The organism is Duncaniella freteri (assembly GCF_004766125.1).
Lineage (GTDB): Bacteria > Bacteroidota > Bacteroidia > Bacteroidales > Muribaculaceae > Duncaniella > Duncaniella freteri.
In genome coordinates this window covers 875,447-891,053 of sequence record NZ_SJSA01000002.1, presented here as the reverse complement: position 1 = coordinate 891,053, position 15,607 = coordinate 875,447, and the positions used below count along the sequence as shown (strand labels likewise).

The window sequence follows — 15,607 nt, the reverse complement described above, 5'->3', positions numbered from 1 at the left end:
GCTTATATATAAAGTGCAATTGTTGCTTTCTTGGTTATTATCCAACGATCTCCATCCTTTTTTGCTTCTCCAGGAAGTATAACTTTCATTTGTGTTGCTTCTGAAGGAGCACATCCCTGAAAGTCAAGAGCCATTTTTATAGAATCGTTGGATTTCAAATCATTGAGATATTGGGTACCTTCCAAAGGTCTGAATTCAGCTCTGTTATTTCTGACTTCAACAGTAAATCGAGAATCTGATTCACGAATGTCAGACAAACGCTTAAAGTATGCCTCTGTTAAAGACATTTGAGTAGGGAGCCCAAAATAACCCGATTGTTCGTTGACAGAAGGACGTCTTATTTCAGTTACAGGACTGCTCATAACTGCGTTTTGTGGTTCGTAAGCTGAGCCCTGATTCATTCTTTCAAGTTGACGTTCAATTTCATATATTCGAGAAGTCAATGAAGTGTATTCACTATTGCTGAGGCCAGAACTTGTAGTTTTAGTACGTACTGGCACAGTATTTGTTTTCTGTTCTAATGAATAAACTCTTTGTTCTATTTCTCCTATATCTTTACGATGCCGGTTAGCGCGTTTCTGAATTGAACTGAGTCTGATTAGCGCAATAATAGCAACTAATAAAGCAATCGCTGCAATAACCCACGAAATCAGGTCATATAAATGAGACGACCCTTTCAAATCTGATATTTCCTTTTTAACCTCGACGAGGTTATTAGCATTCGCCTCCTGACTCTTGGATAATGATTCAATCTGAGATACTAAAACGTTGATAGAATCTAAAACCTGCTTTTTTTCACTGGAATCCAAAGGTTTCTCCCCAGTCTGTGACTCAGATTGTCCGTTAGTGGTGACTGATTCCGGGTTGTTAGTAGCATTGCTATCTTCACAGCCAGTCATAGCCATTCCTCCAATAATGAGGACGACCATAATTATGAATGTTCTCAATGTTTTCATCCTTGTGAACTTCTTAAAGCGTTAAAAATTTCAGTGGACATTGATTGTAGTACGCCCTTTATTGGGTAATAGAAGAACGTTTCTTCTATTACATCATCGGCTTCCGTTTCTTCCATACGTTGCGTAATACCTTTATCGAGGAATGTTGCAAGGTCTTTTGTCGCTGCTTCTTGAGCAACTTTGAATGAAGACATTTTAACCCCGAAATTCTTATCGAAGTTAAACGCATTATTCATATCAACAAATAGAAATCTGAAGAATGCCTCGACAGCCTTTACAGTCTTGTCCTTATACGCATCAGTTATAGTTGCGTATGTATCCATATTACTAACGATTCCGGTGCAATCGCTCTTAAAGACAATAGTTTTGTCCCTGCTATCCTCTTCTTCAACCCCAATAAGTCCACCCTTGCAAGTGGAATCTTTGGGATTAGAATCTTTTTCAAGACCAAGTAATTCAAGTTCTTTTCCATACGGTTTGCCAAGAACCTTCTCAAATACTAACTTGGTATATTTTGCAAGTATTTTTGAGTCGGTTGTAATGACGCGAATGACCTTACTGCCATTACCACTGAAAGATATGTGTCGTGGTACGTCCAAACCAAGAGATTTCGTTATCTGGGCGATGTGATAGATAATCGAGGTATAGAACACGATGAAGACAATCTTGAAATCCTCATCTTCTTGAAGAAGATAATTAAAGTCGATAGCCTTATCGTTGATGCCAACTGCTCTGGGAAGAGAATTATCCTTTAGCCCAAATAAGAACGATGCCATATTAGATGGATGTTCATTGTTGGTACTGTTGAATACTCGAATCAATTCTGACAGATTCTTTTCTTCAAGAAGTTTGATAATGTTGCCTTTGTGATAATCCACAATCCCATTGTGACTATCAAGAGTTGAGAATGAGTTCTCAAACAAAGCATTTGACGCGAATCTGAACGATGTAACATAATTGATGACCTTATCTTTCGCGAATGCGATGTCCGTAGTGCCACCACCAATGTCCACATTCACAAGACTGGTTGCCGTTGAGTATCTCTTGAAGAAATATTGAATTGGAGCGGCAGACTCTGTCATGCTATTCGTCACTCCATCACCAAAGTATTCCTTGTACGCCTCATCCCATGTTTCTTTTAAGCGACGCAGGCGCTTGGGTGCCATACTGATGGGATAGAACCATGTGATTTTAGTTCTGGAGAGATCTCCATTATTCAACAATACTTTATTGCGAATTATTAACATTAGAGTACGGACGTATGATTCCATAACTCGCATATCTTCCCCGTTACCCCATTTGATGTTGTATTTGAGGTTGTTATACGACAAATCCGAGCGTTTGTCGTATGTAAACGGTAAGTTTACGAGAGTGAATGGATCAATGGTCTTACTCCAATCCACCGTCTTGGCACATGAAAGGACGGTTCTTGTTGGAAACTTAAAGTCACCGTTGCCAATTTCACCGGGAATAAAATCCTTTTCTATGAGTTCCGTCTCTGCTTGCAAGTCTTCCAGATAGCCATATTCATTCTTCTGAGGAATGAACATTTCACATAACTCTCGGTCTTTCTGAGTAAATGAGAATACTTTGGGTGCCTCTCCGCTCTTGCGATATTCTATATGAGTATTTGATGTGCCGAGGTCAACAGAAAATTCGTATGACTCTACGTTTCGTTGTGGCTTAAATACAGGCACAATAAGTCCTCTATATGTGTTGCAGCTAACTTGTATATAGTCGAAGTTTTGACCCTTGACAAGATAGTTCTCAGCCTTTATGAGAATCTCTTGATCCTCATTTCGGCAAGACTTAAACGGCATACCGATTTTTTCAGCATCAGCATAGAATGTGAGTTCTATCTTTGTACTTGATGCTTGGATGCACGAAACATTATAGATTGCATCTGCCGCATTATTGAAGCGTACCTGCGGCATGATGAAACCCGTGAATCTCAGTTCGGTCACGTTGCCGGCATTATTTTGAATGTCCGCTGAACTATTATTATAGTATATGCGAGAATATTCTATGTAAGTAATATTTCCGGCTCCCTTAATGGGAATACGTATGGTTATGTTTACCGAATCACCGGCAAGCAGTTTCATTTCGACCATTGGTTTCCCGTCTTGCATATTGCCTCGAAGTTCTTCAACTGTGAAATATTTGAAGAACAAGGGTTTTAATGGCAGAAGAAAAGCCAGTTCAGGCTTGTCTATTTTGATATGGGCATCAAAATAGTTCGCGGTGTTGAGAGCATGGGGAACCTTGATAATTGTATCTTCAAGGAAATCGCTGATTGTAAGATATGGATGGATGGAGCCCTCAAATGGTAACTGTCGTCTTGATAACTCTGGTTCAGTTTCCTTATAATTTGCTCTATTGGTGTTACCCCATTTGCCTGTCGTATATTGTAACTGGCTATAACGGTTGCCGGCCTCAATAGGCAGAACCAAAGGAAGATTTTCAGACTGTTTAGAGGTCTTGATTACAAAATCGCTTGAAGTTGAAACAGGACGATGAGCCTTCTTATAGAGCGTATAGCCTAATACCTCTACAAGATCATTCTGCTGAATATCCTTTACCTCTATAGAATCAAAATCTTTGAGAGCGATGGCACTTACGCTATTCAACTCATTCTTCTTATTTTGATCCTCAATTGCTTTATACGTTGCATTTAGATACGCCTCAACTTCAGGAAATAGTCCTGCAAAATTGGAAATACTCTTTCGTAGAGCAAACAAATATTTGATAAACTCAAAATCACGCTTGTATAGTGGCTGATACTCACTGTCAAACGGCTTATCCTCACCAAAGAATATGTCATTAACATAACTAAGGTCATTTGCATTACTGAAGAACAGCGTTGCAGGAGATGTAGCACCGATAATATTTAGTTCATCCGGGCCTTCAAGATAATTCAGAAGGTAGATATTCTTCAGTTTATCGAAGTTGTAGGTTTTAGAGTCAGAACTCATATATTTTTTCAGGGCATCAGCCAAATACTGATGTCCAGCTATAGATGATTGTTCCAACTCGGTAAGCATTAGTGAGTGATCCCACTTGATAATCTCGACCTTGCCGGTATATTTATCAATATTGAAAAATATTTCCGCTACATCAAGCGAATCCGAAACCATCTTATGAAAAATGGTTTGACCATCTAACGCTATTTTTCTGGTTCTTTTATCGGGTTTACAGATTTCCTTAAAGGCTGTCTTTATAAGGTCTATGCGAGCGAATGGCGAGGGGATAGAAGTAATCTCATGGCGGGCAGATGCTCCGTCAGGATCTTCTATCGTGTCGCGACTTGCAGAATTATAGGGAAAGGCTGGACTGTTGTTCCAGTCCTCATAAGTGGATGTGCCCTCCTTATATAATCGGAATATCTTTGACATAGTGATTAGTTGCTTAACTTTTCTTTTACAAGTTTTTGGGTACCGAGATAGAACATCTCAAGGAATTTGTTCTCCTTACCACTACTCTTGCAATTCCTGACCGCTGAATTGAGTCTGTCCGTAACAAGATTATAGTCTGAGAATTTACTCAAAATCCTTTTGGGCTTAACGCCTTCGACAAGGTCAAAAGGCTTATCACCACAGGATAGATTGAAGAGGTATAAGGAGCGTTTATTCTCGCGCATCTCTTTAAGCCATTCATGGTATTTGCGGAAAAAATCGGTAAGGTCGTTGAAGAAAATGCTGTTATACAAATCTTCAAAATTACCATTATTTGCGTTGAAGGAGCTGGATTTATATGTTTCGGCTTTGTACGTGAGGGCGTTTGACATCATTGTGAACTGAACCATCGGATTGTAGAGCATGTTACGCATCCTTTGATAGAACGAATTAAATGATACTGTATCGGCCCCATCCTTAATGCCCAATTCCATATTTGATGTGCCCGTATAGGTACTATTGGAAAAATCCACTATAGCAGTCGCTCCAAGGAACTCTATTAAGTGCGCATCATTCTGTTGAGCGGAACCACCTTCATGATTCTCATATGTCTTTGCCACATCATCAGCGAGATAGTAGAGGGCATCAATAGAGCCATTCTTGCTAATATTGCTTTCGTAATAAGCAAGAGCTGATTTAGTCTTTGATATGAACGTGGATGAATCAATTTCACTATCGTCATCCTGTTTCAATTTGAAATAAGGAAGAATAGTGATTGCGCCTATTGTGGCACGATTGATAATATCATGATTGGGAAAATTTTTGCCGGTGCGAAGTGTTTTTAGTAGCAAAGGGAATCCACTCGCACCAGTCCCGCCAAAAATGGAACTGATAATGAATATGCGATCTCCATCACTAAAATCACTTGCAAAAGTCTCAAAATCGGAAGAATGTGCTATTTGATTCAGAACAACACTGCCAATATTTGGATTACCCTTAAAGCCTACCTCCATTGACGATTGGAGATTCTTTTCTGAAAACAACATCTTTGTCAAGGCTTGATTGGCTTTGTTCATAGACGCATAATCAATGAATTGTTGGAATGATTTGTCATCAGTATCATTGATTAAGAGTGTATAGTTCGGAATAATCTGCTTTATTTCAGTACGGAAGAAGCGATTCTCATTTCCTGTACTGAATTGAAGATTATCACGAATTGCAGAATACTTATTGAGCAGACTAACGGTTCGAGTCAAATCTGCATTTGATGTATCAGGATCAATAATGATTGGCACAATCTCGTCTGCTCCGACTTTAACACCCGAAGCTAACATCATTGTTAGGGATCTCAGCACTCTCGACCCAGTGCCACCAATGCCGAATATAAATAGTTTAGACATAGTTTAGAATGGTGCTCGTGAACAATTAGAACTCCACCACTTGAAAATGAAGGAGAAGATTATGAATGCGAGGATTGAGAGTATCATATTGGAAACACCAAAACAAAGAATCTCGGATTCCCCTATGTTTAATGGAACCTGCAAATTTGTCGAAGGGTCTATACCAACCATCTTGTTGTCATAGTTGTCTTTTAGAACCCATTGCCATCCAACGATGAAGTTTACAACGGCATTTGCCCCTAAGAAAATGAGCCATCCCCACCAGTTGGTCAATCGTGGATGATTGACAGCATAATAATAGATTAGCACCACTGCAAGGCTAATGCCAAACATGGTAAATCCAATTCCGATGAAAGAATTGTTTTGTGAGAGTGGAGAGGATGCCCCCCACATATACTCAGCAAGTTCAAGACCAAAAAAGTCCTCAAACCAACAGTATATACTTCCAAAGAATTCGCCCATATATTTATTTGCGTTTAACGTTAAAATTAAATGTAGTGCTTATTTTCTCATTCTTATAGGCATCGGCAACACCTTGAATAAGGTATTTAATGCCTGTTGTTTTATTGAGATTTTCTTTTATATTAGTTCCTGTTTCATCATTAGATTCTGAAACCCAAGAAGACAGTTTTGGGGCATGGAATGTCAAGCAATCCTGAGCAATAGTAGTCCCTTTCGGGATTGTGAATTTAATGAAATGCGAATATTTACTTTTTGGATCTGAAATCGGATAAATCCCTTCTACTACTATCGTGGAGTTATTGAAAGTGTAATTACTTTTGTCTTGTACCATTCCATCAGGTTGCAGTGTAGCGCTGAAATCTGCTTGAATAGTGAGATGATAGTCTCCATGAGAAGAAACTATCGTTTTACTTGTCAGAGCATTGTTGAAGATAACATAAGGAACTGCCGATTGGTTGGAAAATGCAACGATTCCACTAAGGTCATACTTCGTCAATTGAGAAAGTGGAACAGCTGCATTGAGTTTGGCGAGATAATTTTTGTTGCCAAAAATCCATATATAATATGGACGCTTCACATCTTTAAGCATTTCAACTGACCCATTAGGATAAAAGTATTTTCCGTTAAAGTCCGAAGCCAGTTTTAGTATTTCGACTCCCAAATCAGGAACTCTCTTTTGTGCATTTATTACCTCATCCTTAATACGAATCTCACAGTTTGTAAGGAACTTTTGAGCATCTTTGGCCGGCAAATCCAATATACAATCTGATACAAATATTGCAACAGTTGTATCGTTCACCGTTTCAAGAACCGAAGCAATAATACTACCCAAATCCGTGTTTGCCGTATTGCCGCCAGCCTTGCGGAATGATGCTGGATTTAAGGCTTTTATATAGGATGTTAAATTGCCTTTATAAGGTATTATTTGACTATTTATGTAATATAGTTGAGTAGTGTTAGTATTGCGATTTAAATCACTGACATAATCATATACCGCATCTTTCAACTGTGATCCATCACACATATAGCCATCCATACTGCCTGAATTTTCTATAAAAACCTTGACACATGGGTTATCATTTGGAATAGAAGACGATACTGGAGTTGAACTAACTTCTATTTTTTTACTGCCACAACTTACCGCAACTACACCAAACAGTGCAGCCAAGCCTATAAGGGATGTTATGATTAGTTTATTTTTCATTCTGTATGAAGTCGTTTAATAATACTCTCTTAAAAAGAGTTTTGGATGTAAGTTTAGATACTAAATGATAGGTAGTTACATCTAAGTTAGATGCCCATTCGCTAAACAGATCCTTCAGAGGAGGTTTCGCTCAAGCAGATTTTTTGCCGATGATTATCTGATTCTCAAGGATTTTTTGTAACTTTGCACGTGGTTAAGTATCTCTTTTTAAGAGATTTGAATATTTGCTAAACACACGGAATGATGGAGGGGCACAACCCGTGGGAGCCTCCGTGATTTTCTGATATATGATGGTTCGTTTCGTCATGTCTATTTGGTTGTTTGTAGGTAACTCTAAACAAGAGATTGGGATTTTTTAGTGCTCGCTGATAATCATGGAGATACTGATATTCGCTCGTGATATTTGCTCAACAAAGTGGCTGTAAAGACTTTATATGTTGTAAAACATAATAAATTTGATTAACGGTTTTAGTCCTCATTTCCAGATTTTTTCGTAACTTTGCAAACTGAATAAGTATCTCTTGTTTAGAGATTTGGATGATTGCTAAACAAAATAGCCTCGATGCTGGAGCACCGAGGCGTTCGTGTGTTTTATAGGGACTTTAGGATTAGACTATTGGCTTTGTCAACGACTGAGGTGTCAAGGGAGGCGAGGTAGATTTGGGTAGTGGCTTCGCTGTCGTGGCCCATGCCTTCGCTGATTACGCTGAGGGGGATGCCCTTTGCTTTTGCGGCACTGGCCCATGAGTGGCGGGCAACGTACATCGTCAAGGGGATGTTTATTCTGACCAAGTCGGCTATCTTCTTCAAGTTGTGATTGATGTTGTAACCGATGTTGCGGTAGGCACATCGCTCGTTGATACCATCTGTCTTGATGATGGGTAACAAATATTGCGTAGGATTGTCGGGATATTTGTCGAGGATGGCTTGCATTTCCGGCGCCCATGCGATTGTGAGCTGCTGTCCGGTCTTGCGACGGCGATAGACAATTGATCCGTTTTTAAGGTCTGTTTTCTTCAAATAAGCCATATCTATGAAACTCATACCACGAAGATAGAAACTCATCAGGAACATATCGCGGGCGTAGTCTAATGGCGGTGAGAGTGATAAGTCCAATGCCTTTATTTTCTTTATGGTGGGAAGAGGCAATGCGCGTTTAATGGTCTTGTCTACGCCAGTATAGACATGACGGAAAGGATTGCGGTTCTCGATGATGTCATCCTCAACTGCCCGGTGATAGACCGCCCGAAGAATGCGGGTGTAAAAGGATATGGTGTTAGGAGAATTGCCACGCTGCTTGTGCCATGCCTCGTATGCTTCCATTATCTCGGAGGTCATGCAATCGAGCATGATGTCTTCGTCTTCTCGGAACTTCTTAAAGCTGTTGAGTGCAGCTGTATAGGTTTCGGAGGTTCTTGTCTTACCGTGTTGCTTGAACTTGATAATCAAACTCTCCATGAAGTTGAACAATGAGTATTCGCTTGCATATCTGCGAAACTCGTCAATCACATCATCGGCGGTATAGGACAATCCTTCTGCATCAAGGCGTTTGTCAATTTTGGTCAGTCGCTCTACATCCCAGCGGATTCTCTCGCGGATTGAGAGAATGAATGATTTCCTTTCGCTGGATTGCTTTGTTGTTACCATTGAACGGTTTTCATCCCATTCATCAGGCATTACATGATACTCAGTGTTTAGTTGACGGACTTTTCTCTCATGGATAATCTGGTAGTAGATTGCACCCTCATGGTCTGCAATCGTTGATGGTCGGTATTTTACTTTTATTGAGGCCATAGTGTATCGTTTTTTAGTCTATAAGATACGACAAAGGGACACACCCCGAATGGAGTGCATCCCTTCGACGCAACTTATTAGACTGTTATTAAGGGAGAAAAAGGGCGGCAAGTTCCGTTAGCCTCCGAGTTAACAAACCTTTGTGTTTCTTGCCTTTGTAATGGCAATGGGAGGTGTAGGCTTTGAAGATGTTGCGGTTGCCGGATTTGAGGAGGCGGAGGACGCTGGATTTGTTGACTACACCGGGGCCACAGTTGTATGCGAGGGCAGCGAGGAGATATTTGTCTTTGCCATATTTCTCGTACAGGGCACAGAATTTGGAGTAGTCTTTGCGAAGAAGTGCGTCAGCCTGCGCTTCGGTTAGTTGGCAACCACGGCGGTAGGGTTCGCCCGGCTGAACTTGATGTCCATATCCAACGTAAGGCCAATGCTTCGGCTTATGGAGTGTTTCAAACTTCTTGATTATTAGAACTGCACGCTCAAAGAGCGGCAATTCCATTATGCTTCTTTTTGTTTTCTGCTCCCTTGCGGGGGCAGTTCGCTGTGAGGCGGCGTTGCCGGGCATTGTTCCCACGAGGGAGAACAATGCCACAAAGAGTATCAGAAGTTTCTTCATTTGCCGATGGGTGTTAGTGTTCCGGGATTGATAGGAGTCACAACCAGACTTCCTGTGCCGCCGTTGTCGTCGCTGTCGTTGTTATTGAACTCAAATGTTTGTTCCCAGTGGGTCCCATAATTATCCTCTACCGTGACCAGAAGTTCGTGTGAGCCTGTGCTTCGGGCGGTGTAGTTGAGTCGGAATTGTTTGGATTCGATTAGGACGCGGTCATTGTTGACGAGTGTCGGGCCATCGACAAGTTTCAGTGTACCTTTCCCCTCATACTGGAAGTATCGGATTGTGTAGAGGGTGTTGGTGTAATTCCCTTCGGGGACGATGGTCATACGCAGTTCGACTGTTTCGCCATTGGCGATTTTGTCGGCGTATGGCATAACTTCCACGGTGAAGGGATATGACTGCTGCACATCGAGGTCGTCAGAACATGAGGTGAAAGAGAACACGAGAGCGAAGAGGACTGCCCAGCATCCGAAGAAACAGGCGGCAGTGACGCGGATTGCGCCGATTCTATTGAGGATTGTTTTCATCAGAGTTTGAGTTTTGATTTTGTTGTCTGTTTGGGATAAAGCGACATGAGATAGTCGTTCAGATCCTTGTGATTGGGGTAAAGTGCGGACTTGTCCATTACCTTATCGCCTAACTCCTGCTGGAGTTTGACGAGTGCGGCTCGTCCGGCATTGTCGTTGTCAAGGTAGCAACTCACCACGCAGTATTCTCTCAGTGGAGCAATGGCTTTATTCAGATTGGATACGGAGTTAAGCACGATTGTATCCGTACCGTCATTATATCCGAGCCGTTCCGCTGAGAGAAAGTCGATGAATCCTTCAAAGACATTACATCGGGCGTTGCCATTGGCGATGTGGGTGATATGCTTGGGTGGATAAGAGCCTTTGAAAAAGGAATTACGTAGTTCATAGCCATGCGCGTTATTCTCAAAGCCGATGGCATAATACTTCTTACCATGCAATTCATAATTGACCTGCACACAATATCGTTGTGCTATGTCGCGTGGTATGCCACGGTCAGCAAGATATTTCAGAAGAGCCGGAGCCTCCAGTCTGGAGATTTCAACATTTTCAAAAGTTGGTTCTTCCTTGAAAGGCATTGGCTTGTAGGGCTTCTCCACAGCCAACTGCATCTTTTGGGCGATGAACTCCGCACGTTTGATGAAGTCTGTTTCGCCTGTCAATTCTCCGGCAAGATTGAAGATGTCGCCACCGGCACCACTCCCAAAATCGTACCATAGATTTTTGCGAGGATTGACATGGAAAGACGGCTTTCGCTCATTGCGATATGGAGAGTAGAACCACAATCCTTTGCTGTCGCGGCGTGTCGGCTGATAGCCGAGGTGGTTGAGGAAATCCACCAAAGGGATTTGTCGTATAGAGTCGATGTTCATAGGCGCATTTTTCGTTTAGGTTTTGGCGGTTTTTCCTCTGGTTTGGGAGTCTGCTTTTTCTGTAAGGCGTTCATCTCACCGGCAATATATCGGTTTAGTTCCGACTTGTTGGCACAGCCCGTCAGTTCATACGCGAGGTCATAGATTCCACCATTGGCACCAGACTTGGTATCACGCCATAAGTTCGTGCGGATATTGATAACCATCGCACCTTTGGCCGATGAGTCGTAGGGAGAATTGTAGATTCTCAAATCGCCGTCGGCGGCTACCGGGTGTTCCTGACCCAATGCCTTCATAAAGTCAGTGAGCGGTATCTTGGCAATGTCGAGGTGTATTACCTGTGGCTCAATGGCTCTTTTTGTGAGCATTTCTTTGGCTATTTCATTCTCGTTCATCATCTTGACAATGTAGCCGCTAATATCCTTCCGATGGTCGCCCCTTGCTGTAAGTTCCGCCAAATCATATAAATTCCCGGATTCATCAGTCCCGTGATCATACCAATTATTCATTTTGGTGTCAACCACTAATAATGCCTCTGCATCATCACGGTACGGAGCATAGTAAAGTTTCAAATATCCATAGCCGCCAACTGACTTTTCGCCAAGGGCATCCAAGAATGCCGTAATCGGCATCCCCGGAATATCTTTCTCAGTATATTTCATAGCCTGTCAGTCCATCATAATTCTAATGCCCAGTCCGTAGGAGAAATGGCAGTGCCCCGTTGAATTACCGAAAATGAATCTCTCTTTGAGATTGGCGGTGAGGGCGATTCTGTCTGAGAGATAGAAATCGGCTTGAAGATTGACCGCTCCACCATATATGAATGCGTCGGTATTGTGGAGCGTTGCACCGTCAGACAACAGCGTCTTACCCCAGTTGACCGTTTCATATCCGGCAAGAGCAGAAATGCCACCATAGAGATGAAAGAACTGTGAGTAGTTACTGTATAGGTGGAGATTATATCCCGCTTCGCCTATAAGCTCAACCACAGGGATTTTACCTTTCTCTCCGTAAGGTTTATATGTCTGGAGATACTCTCCGCCGAAAGTCCATTCGTGAGCATTGTTCCCTTTGAAAACGGAGTAATACACTCCGAAAGAATAACCGCAGTCACGGGCTGAGCCGGTATAGAAACCGTCAACCATATTAGCCTTGACTTCTACCGACCTCATGCCGGGAAGTGTTCGCTGAGCCATTGCCCGGCCTCCGAAGAGGCTGAGCATGGCGATTGTGGCAATGATAAATTTCTTCATAGGCTTATTGGATTGAAAGTTCATCAATTACATTGGCTCTTACGATGTCTTCATTATCGACTACAAAGGACTGATGGCGACCACCTTCTTTTTCGGCGACCTCAATAACGAGCTGCTTGTCGTCGGGGATAGTGAATTTCTCCAGAGCGAACACTGTGTGTTCAGTTGATTTGCCATGTACGACCGTCACATAGTTCTGGGCGCGTAGCGGTTCAAGCACCTGTTCCTGCATGGCAGTTCTCTTTATAACTTTCTTATCCACAATCTTGAACGACACAAAATCAATGTCGAAAGTGATGTTTGATGTGTTCTTCAGTTCTGTGTGGAAATAGAGTAACCCGTTGTTGGTGTAGATTGATTTGAGAAGGAACTGTACACCGAAACGCTTTGAGCCGATATGTTTGATTTCACGCTTGTTCTGTTTGTATATGGATTTCATAATCAGTTTTACAAGCATAGGTGACTCCTGACCGAGTTTTTCCAGATAAATCTCCTGCGCGTTGTTGGGGCGGTTCACAGCCTCACCGTCATGGAGAAAATCAGTCATCTCGATACTGAGCAACAGCGGTTCTTTGGCGAATTTTACGTTAAATGTGTAATAGCTACCATCTTCAGTGATAACCGAAAGATTGGTTTCCTGCTTGAACGACTTGAAAGCTGATTTTACACGCAGCACATTCTTCGCACCATCGGCGAGTCCGGCAACAAGGTTCTCATTACCGAGATCCACGTAGGTAATCTCAGCCGGGAAGATGATATGCGTGGTTTTGTTGTAGCATACCTCCAGCGCATGAGGCGGAATCATTCGGTCAAAGCCGACTTTTCGGGTAAGACCATCGAATTTGTCGCCGTCGGTATAGTTAGCACCGTACACATTCATATCGTGTTCGGCGACCGTTTCAGTGTCAGAAGACACATTGTTATAGGTGTTTTTGACTGTTTTTGCGTTGACAGCGGTGGCTGCTCCGAAGAGCGCCACTGCCACAACGAAGAGTTTTGTGATTGTTTTCATTCGTTGTTGGTGTGTTTTGTTGATTATTGCTCAACCTGCTTGAGCATCACTTTGTAGCCGGATTTCAGATGAACTTTCACCTGCCGGACTTTCTTGGTAAGGTACTGGCCCACGCCATTAAGGAGACCGCGACCCACATCGGAAACAATCTGCGCTCCGGCATTGGTGGATACGTTGATTGAACTACCGACGGTGCTACCCATATTGGCTCCGATTTCTTTCAGTGCGTCAGACTCCATAGAGTTGGGAATGTTGATACCCTCCTGACCGTCTGAGTCATATATAGCGAGGTCAACCTCCATGATACAACCCAATGCATCAATACTTTCAATCGTGATTTCAAGGCGTTCCCCTTGCAATCGTGCCGAGCCGACAATTATTGTATTCTTTGGCAACAGAGAGTTGCCTATCCACATAGGTTCAAGGGTTCTCAGTTTCACGCTCTGACCGTCAATTACCGACTGGTCAGAGGCTATGCACGCTGAAATGGTATTCTTGAAATTCTGACGCTTGCCGCCGACAGCGGTTGAGAATGACCGTTCAGATGTTGCAGCACTGAGAGAGGAAACCACATTGCGGTTGACCTGATTCACCGGCATAACTTTACGCTCTTTCTCCGGCTCGTCCACAATGACCGCTTGCTGACCGCCATTGCCGGTGCCGAGGTATTGCGCTGCCAACTGATAAGACTTCTCCATCAGCTCCACTTCATTGGGCTGCTGAGTCTGCTGCTGGGCGTAGGCATTCTGCATTTCCAGTTCATCAATCCGTGCTTGCAATTCAGCAATCTGTGCCGCAGATTGGTCTTCGGGAATGTAAAAATCTTCAAGCGATGCTTGGACTGACTGGTATGCCTGAGCGGACGATTCAATTTCTGACGATACTGAATCAGGTTGAGACGCTATTGTATCAGCAACCGCCTCCAGTGATGCCGCATCTACGGCACGTTGATTATGTTCGGCTTCCAGTGCTTCCGCTTCATAAGCCTCAATCTTACGCTCGTGCATTTCCTCCGAGGATCCATCAGGTAATTCCGTATTGGCACGGCCACGGGATGAATCATCGTCAGACGAAGGACTGAATATCAGCCAAAGACAGGCGATGCACGATAGGAACATCAGAGGAAATACAATAAGGTATTTCTTCAGTTTCTCCTTCTCGGCGGCGTTTCTTGGTCTCAGTTTCGCTTTGAGTTCGTCAATCCACTTCATGGGCAACAGTATTTACAGGTTGCTGAATGTCTATTCCTTCTATGTGCTCGATGTCGAATGTATGCCGGGCTTGACGTGCGCCCATTTTATAGCAGGCATTCCCAAACACGAAGAAGGCTACGAGAATGAATACCGAGAACAGAGCGGTTACGACAATAAGCCGTTGCTTATGGGGCAACTCATCACACTTACCTTTCAGAAAGTTAGAGAGACGTGTTTTTGGCGAGTGCCACACCTTATTATATATGGCACTCCGTATGTTGGATAATTTCATCTTGTTGTTTAGCGTTTGACGGTCTGTAAATCCTTGTTTTCAAGAATTGTCAGACCTTCGATTATAAATCCGTTTGGATTATCGTCAGAGCGGGATGAGTTTGTGAGCCTACAGGTTGTAATCAAACTTCGCATAGTCACATTGCTCTGGCGTATAATCATTTCTTTCGCGTATGTCTTGGCTATATAGGGATAATTATTGAAATCACATACAACGCTGTCAACCTGAAGAACTTGGTTGATATTGCCGGCGATTATACGGTTGTAATATCCCTTTTCGACAAAATCGGTATAGTAGTTGTATGCACTCTTGTCGGCCAGTATCAGCGCACGGTCAATGTTATGCTGAATTGCTGATTTGTCCGGAGATAGAGTGAAAAACAACTCATGGAAACGGCGCACGTGTTCGCGAGCCTCCGCCGGACGGTTTTGACTCATGTCCTGTGACAAGGCAAGCATTAGAGACTTGCCATTGTCAAGGACATAAATCTTCTCACGCTGCTTCTCTGCAAAACTGAGAGAGAAACATACCGATGAAATGGCAATCACAGCACAAGCACACAGCATCACTATTCCGAACAGCCTGATTTGGCGAAAGGAGGTTTCTATGTTTTTGAGTGATTTGAATTCCACGT

15 protein-coding genes are annotated in these 15,607 nt (G+C 42.7%); all 15 read right to left on the bottom strand.

Annotated features, from left to right (window positions below; genetic code table 11):
- Positions 1 to 2 precede the first annotated feature (2 nt).
- A complete protein-coding gene (locus tag EZ315_RS13945; RefSeq protein ID WP_135472626.1) occupies positions 3 to 956 on the bottom strand; it encodes a hypothetical protein in 954 nt (317 codons plus the stop codon).
- Positions 953 to 4,348 (bottom strand): hypothetical protein, encoded by a 3,396-nt coding sequence (locus tag EZ315_RS13940; protein ID WP_135472625.1) that lies wholly within the window; start codon positions 4,346 to 4,348, stop codon positions 953 to 955. The genes EZ315_RS13945 and EZ315_RS13940 overlap by 4 nt, the downstream gene beginning before the upstream one ends.
- A gap of 5 nt (positions 4,349 to 4,353) precedes the next feature.
- Positions 4,354 to 5,748 (bottom strand): FtsZ/tubulin family protein, encoded by a 1,395-nt coding sequence (locus tag EZ315_RS13935; protein WP_135472624.1) that lies wholly within the window; start codon positions 5,746 to 5,748, stop codon positions 4,354 to 4,356.
- Between the two features lie 3 nt (positions 5,749 to 5,751).
- On the bottom strand, positions 5,752 to 6,210 hold the full coding sequence (locus EZ315_RS13930; protein ID WP_135472623.1) for a hypothetical protein: 459 nt from the start codon (positions 6,208 to 6,210) through the stop codon (positions 5,752 to 5,754).
- A 4-nt stretch (positions 6,211 to 6,214) separates the two neighbouring features.
- Positions 6,215 to 7,414 carry a hypothetical protein gene (locus tag EZ315_RS13925; RefSeq protein WP_135472622.1) on the bottom strand — a complete coding sequence of 400 codons (1,200 nt, stop codon included), beginning with the start codon at positions 7,412 to 7,414 and terminating at the stop codon, positions 6,215 to 6,217.
- A gap of 591 nt (positions 7,415 to 8,005) precedes the next feature.
- Positions 8,006 to 9,208, bottom strand: a complete 1,203-nt coding sequence (locus EZ315_RS13920; RefSeq protein WP_135472621.1) for a site-specific integrase — start codon at positions 9,206 to 9,208, stop codon at positions 8,006 to 8,008.
- A gap of 88 nt (positions 9,209 to 9,296) precedes the next feature.
- Entirely contained in the window at positions 9,297 to 9,824 is a 528-nt protein-coding gene (locus tag EZ315_RS13915; protein ID WP_135472620.1) for a glycoside hydrolase family protein, read from the bottom strand.
- Entirely contained in the window at positions 9,821 to 10,351 is a 531-nt protein-coding gene (locus EZ315_RS13910) for a DUF3872 domain-containing protein (RefSeq protein WP_135472619.1), read from the bottom strand. Before EZ315_RS13910 ends, EZ315_RS13915 begins: the two co-directional genes overlap by 4 nt.
- Positions 10,351 to 11,223 (bottom strand): toprim domain-containing protein, encoded by an 873-nt coding sequence (locus EZ315_RS13905; protein ID WP_135472618.1) that lies wholly within the window; start codon positions 11,221 to 11,223, stop codon positions 10,351 to 10,353. Before EZ315_RS13905 ends, EZ315_RS13910 begins: the two co-directional genes overlap by 1 nt.
- On the bottom strand, positions 11,220 to 11,885 hold the full coding sequence (locus EZ315_RS16740; RefSeq protein ID WP_242452607.1) for a hypothetical protein: 666 nt from the start codon (positions 11,883 to 11,885) through the stop codon (positions 11,220 to 11,222). Before EZ315_RS16740 ends, EZ315_RS13905 begins: the two co-directional genes overlap by 4 nt.
- A gap of 6 nt (positions 11,886 to 11,891) precedes the next feature.
- Positions 11,892 to 12,476: a conjugal transfer protein TraO gene (locus EZ315_RS13895; RefSeq protein ID WP_135472617.1), complete on the bottom strand. Its 585-nt coding sequence runs from the start codon at positions 12,474 to 12,476 to the stop codon at positions 11,892 to 11,894.
- A 4-nt stretch (positions 12,477 to 12,480) separates the two neighbouring features.
- Positions 12,481 to 13,356, bottom strand: coding sequence for a conjugative transposon protein TraN (traN, locus tag EZ315_RS13890; RefSeq protein WP_458692937.1), 876 nt, complete (start codon positions 13,354 to 13,356; stop codon positions 12,481 to 12,483).
- A 155-nt stretch (positions 13,357 to 13,511) separates the two neighbouring features.
- A complete protein-coding gene (traM, locus tag EZ315_RS13885; RefSeq protein ID WP_135472615.1) occupies positions 13,512 to 14,699 on the bottom strand; it encodes a conjugative transposon protein TraM in 1,188 nt (395 codons plus the stop codon).
- Positions 14,686 to 14,973, bottom strand: coding sequence for a TraL conjugative transposon family protein (locus tag EZ315_RS13880; RefSeq protein WP_135472614.1), 288 nt, complete (start codon positions 14,971 to 14,973; stop codon positions 14,686 to 14,688). Before EZ315_RS13880 ends, traM begins: the two co-directional genes overlap by 14 nt.
- Positions 14,974 to 14,981: 8 nt before the next feature.
- Entirely contained in the window at positions 14,982 to 15,605 is a 624-nt protein-coding gene (gene traK, locus EZ315_RS13875) for a conjugative transposon protein TraK (RefSeq protein ID WP_135472613.1), read from the bottom strand.
- Positions 15,606 to 15,607 lie beyond the last annotated feature (2 nt).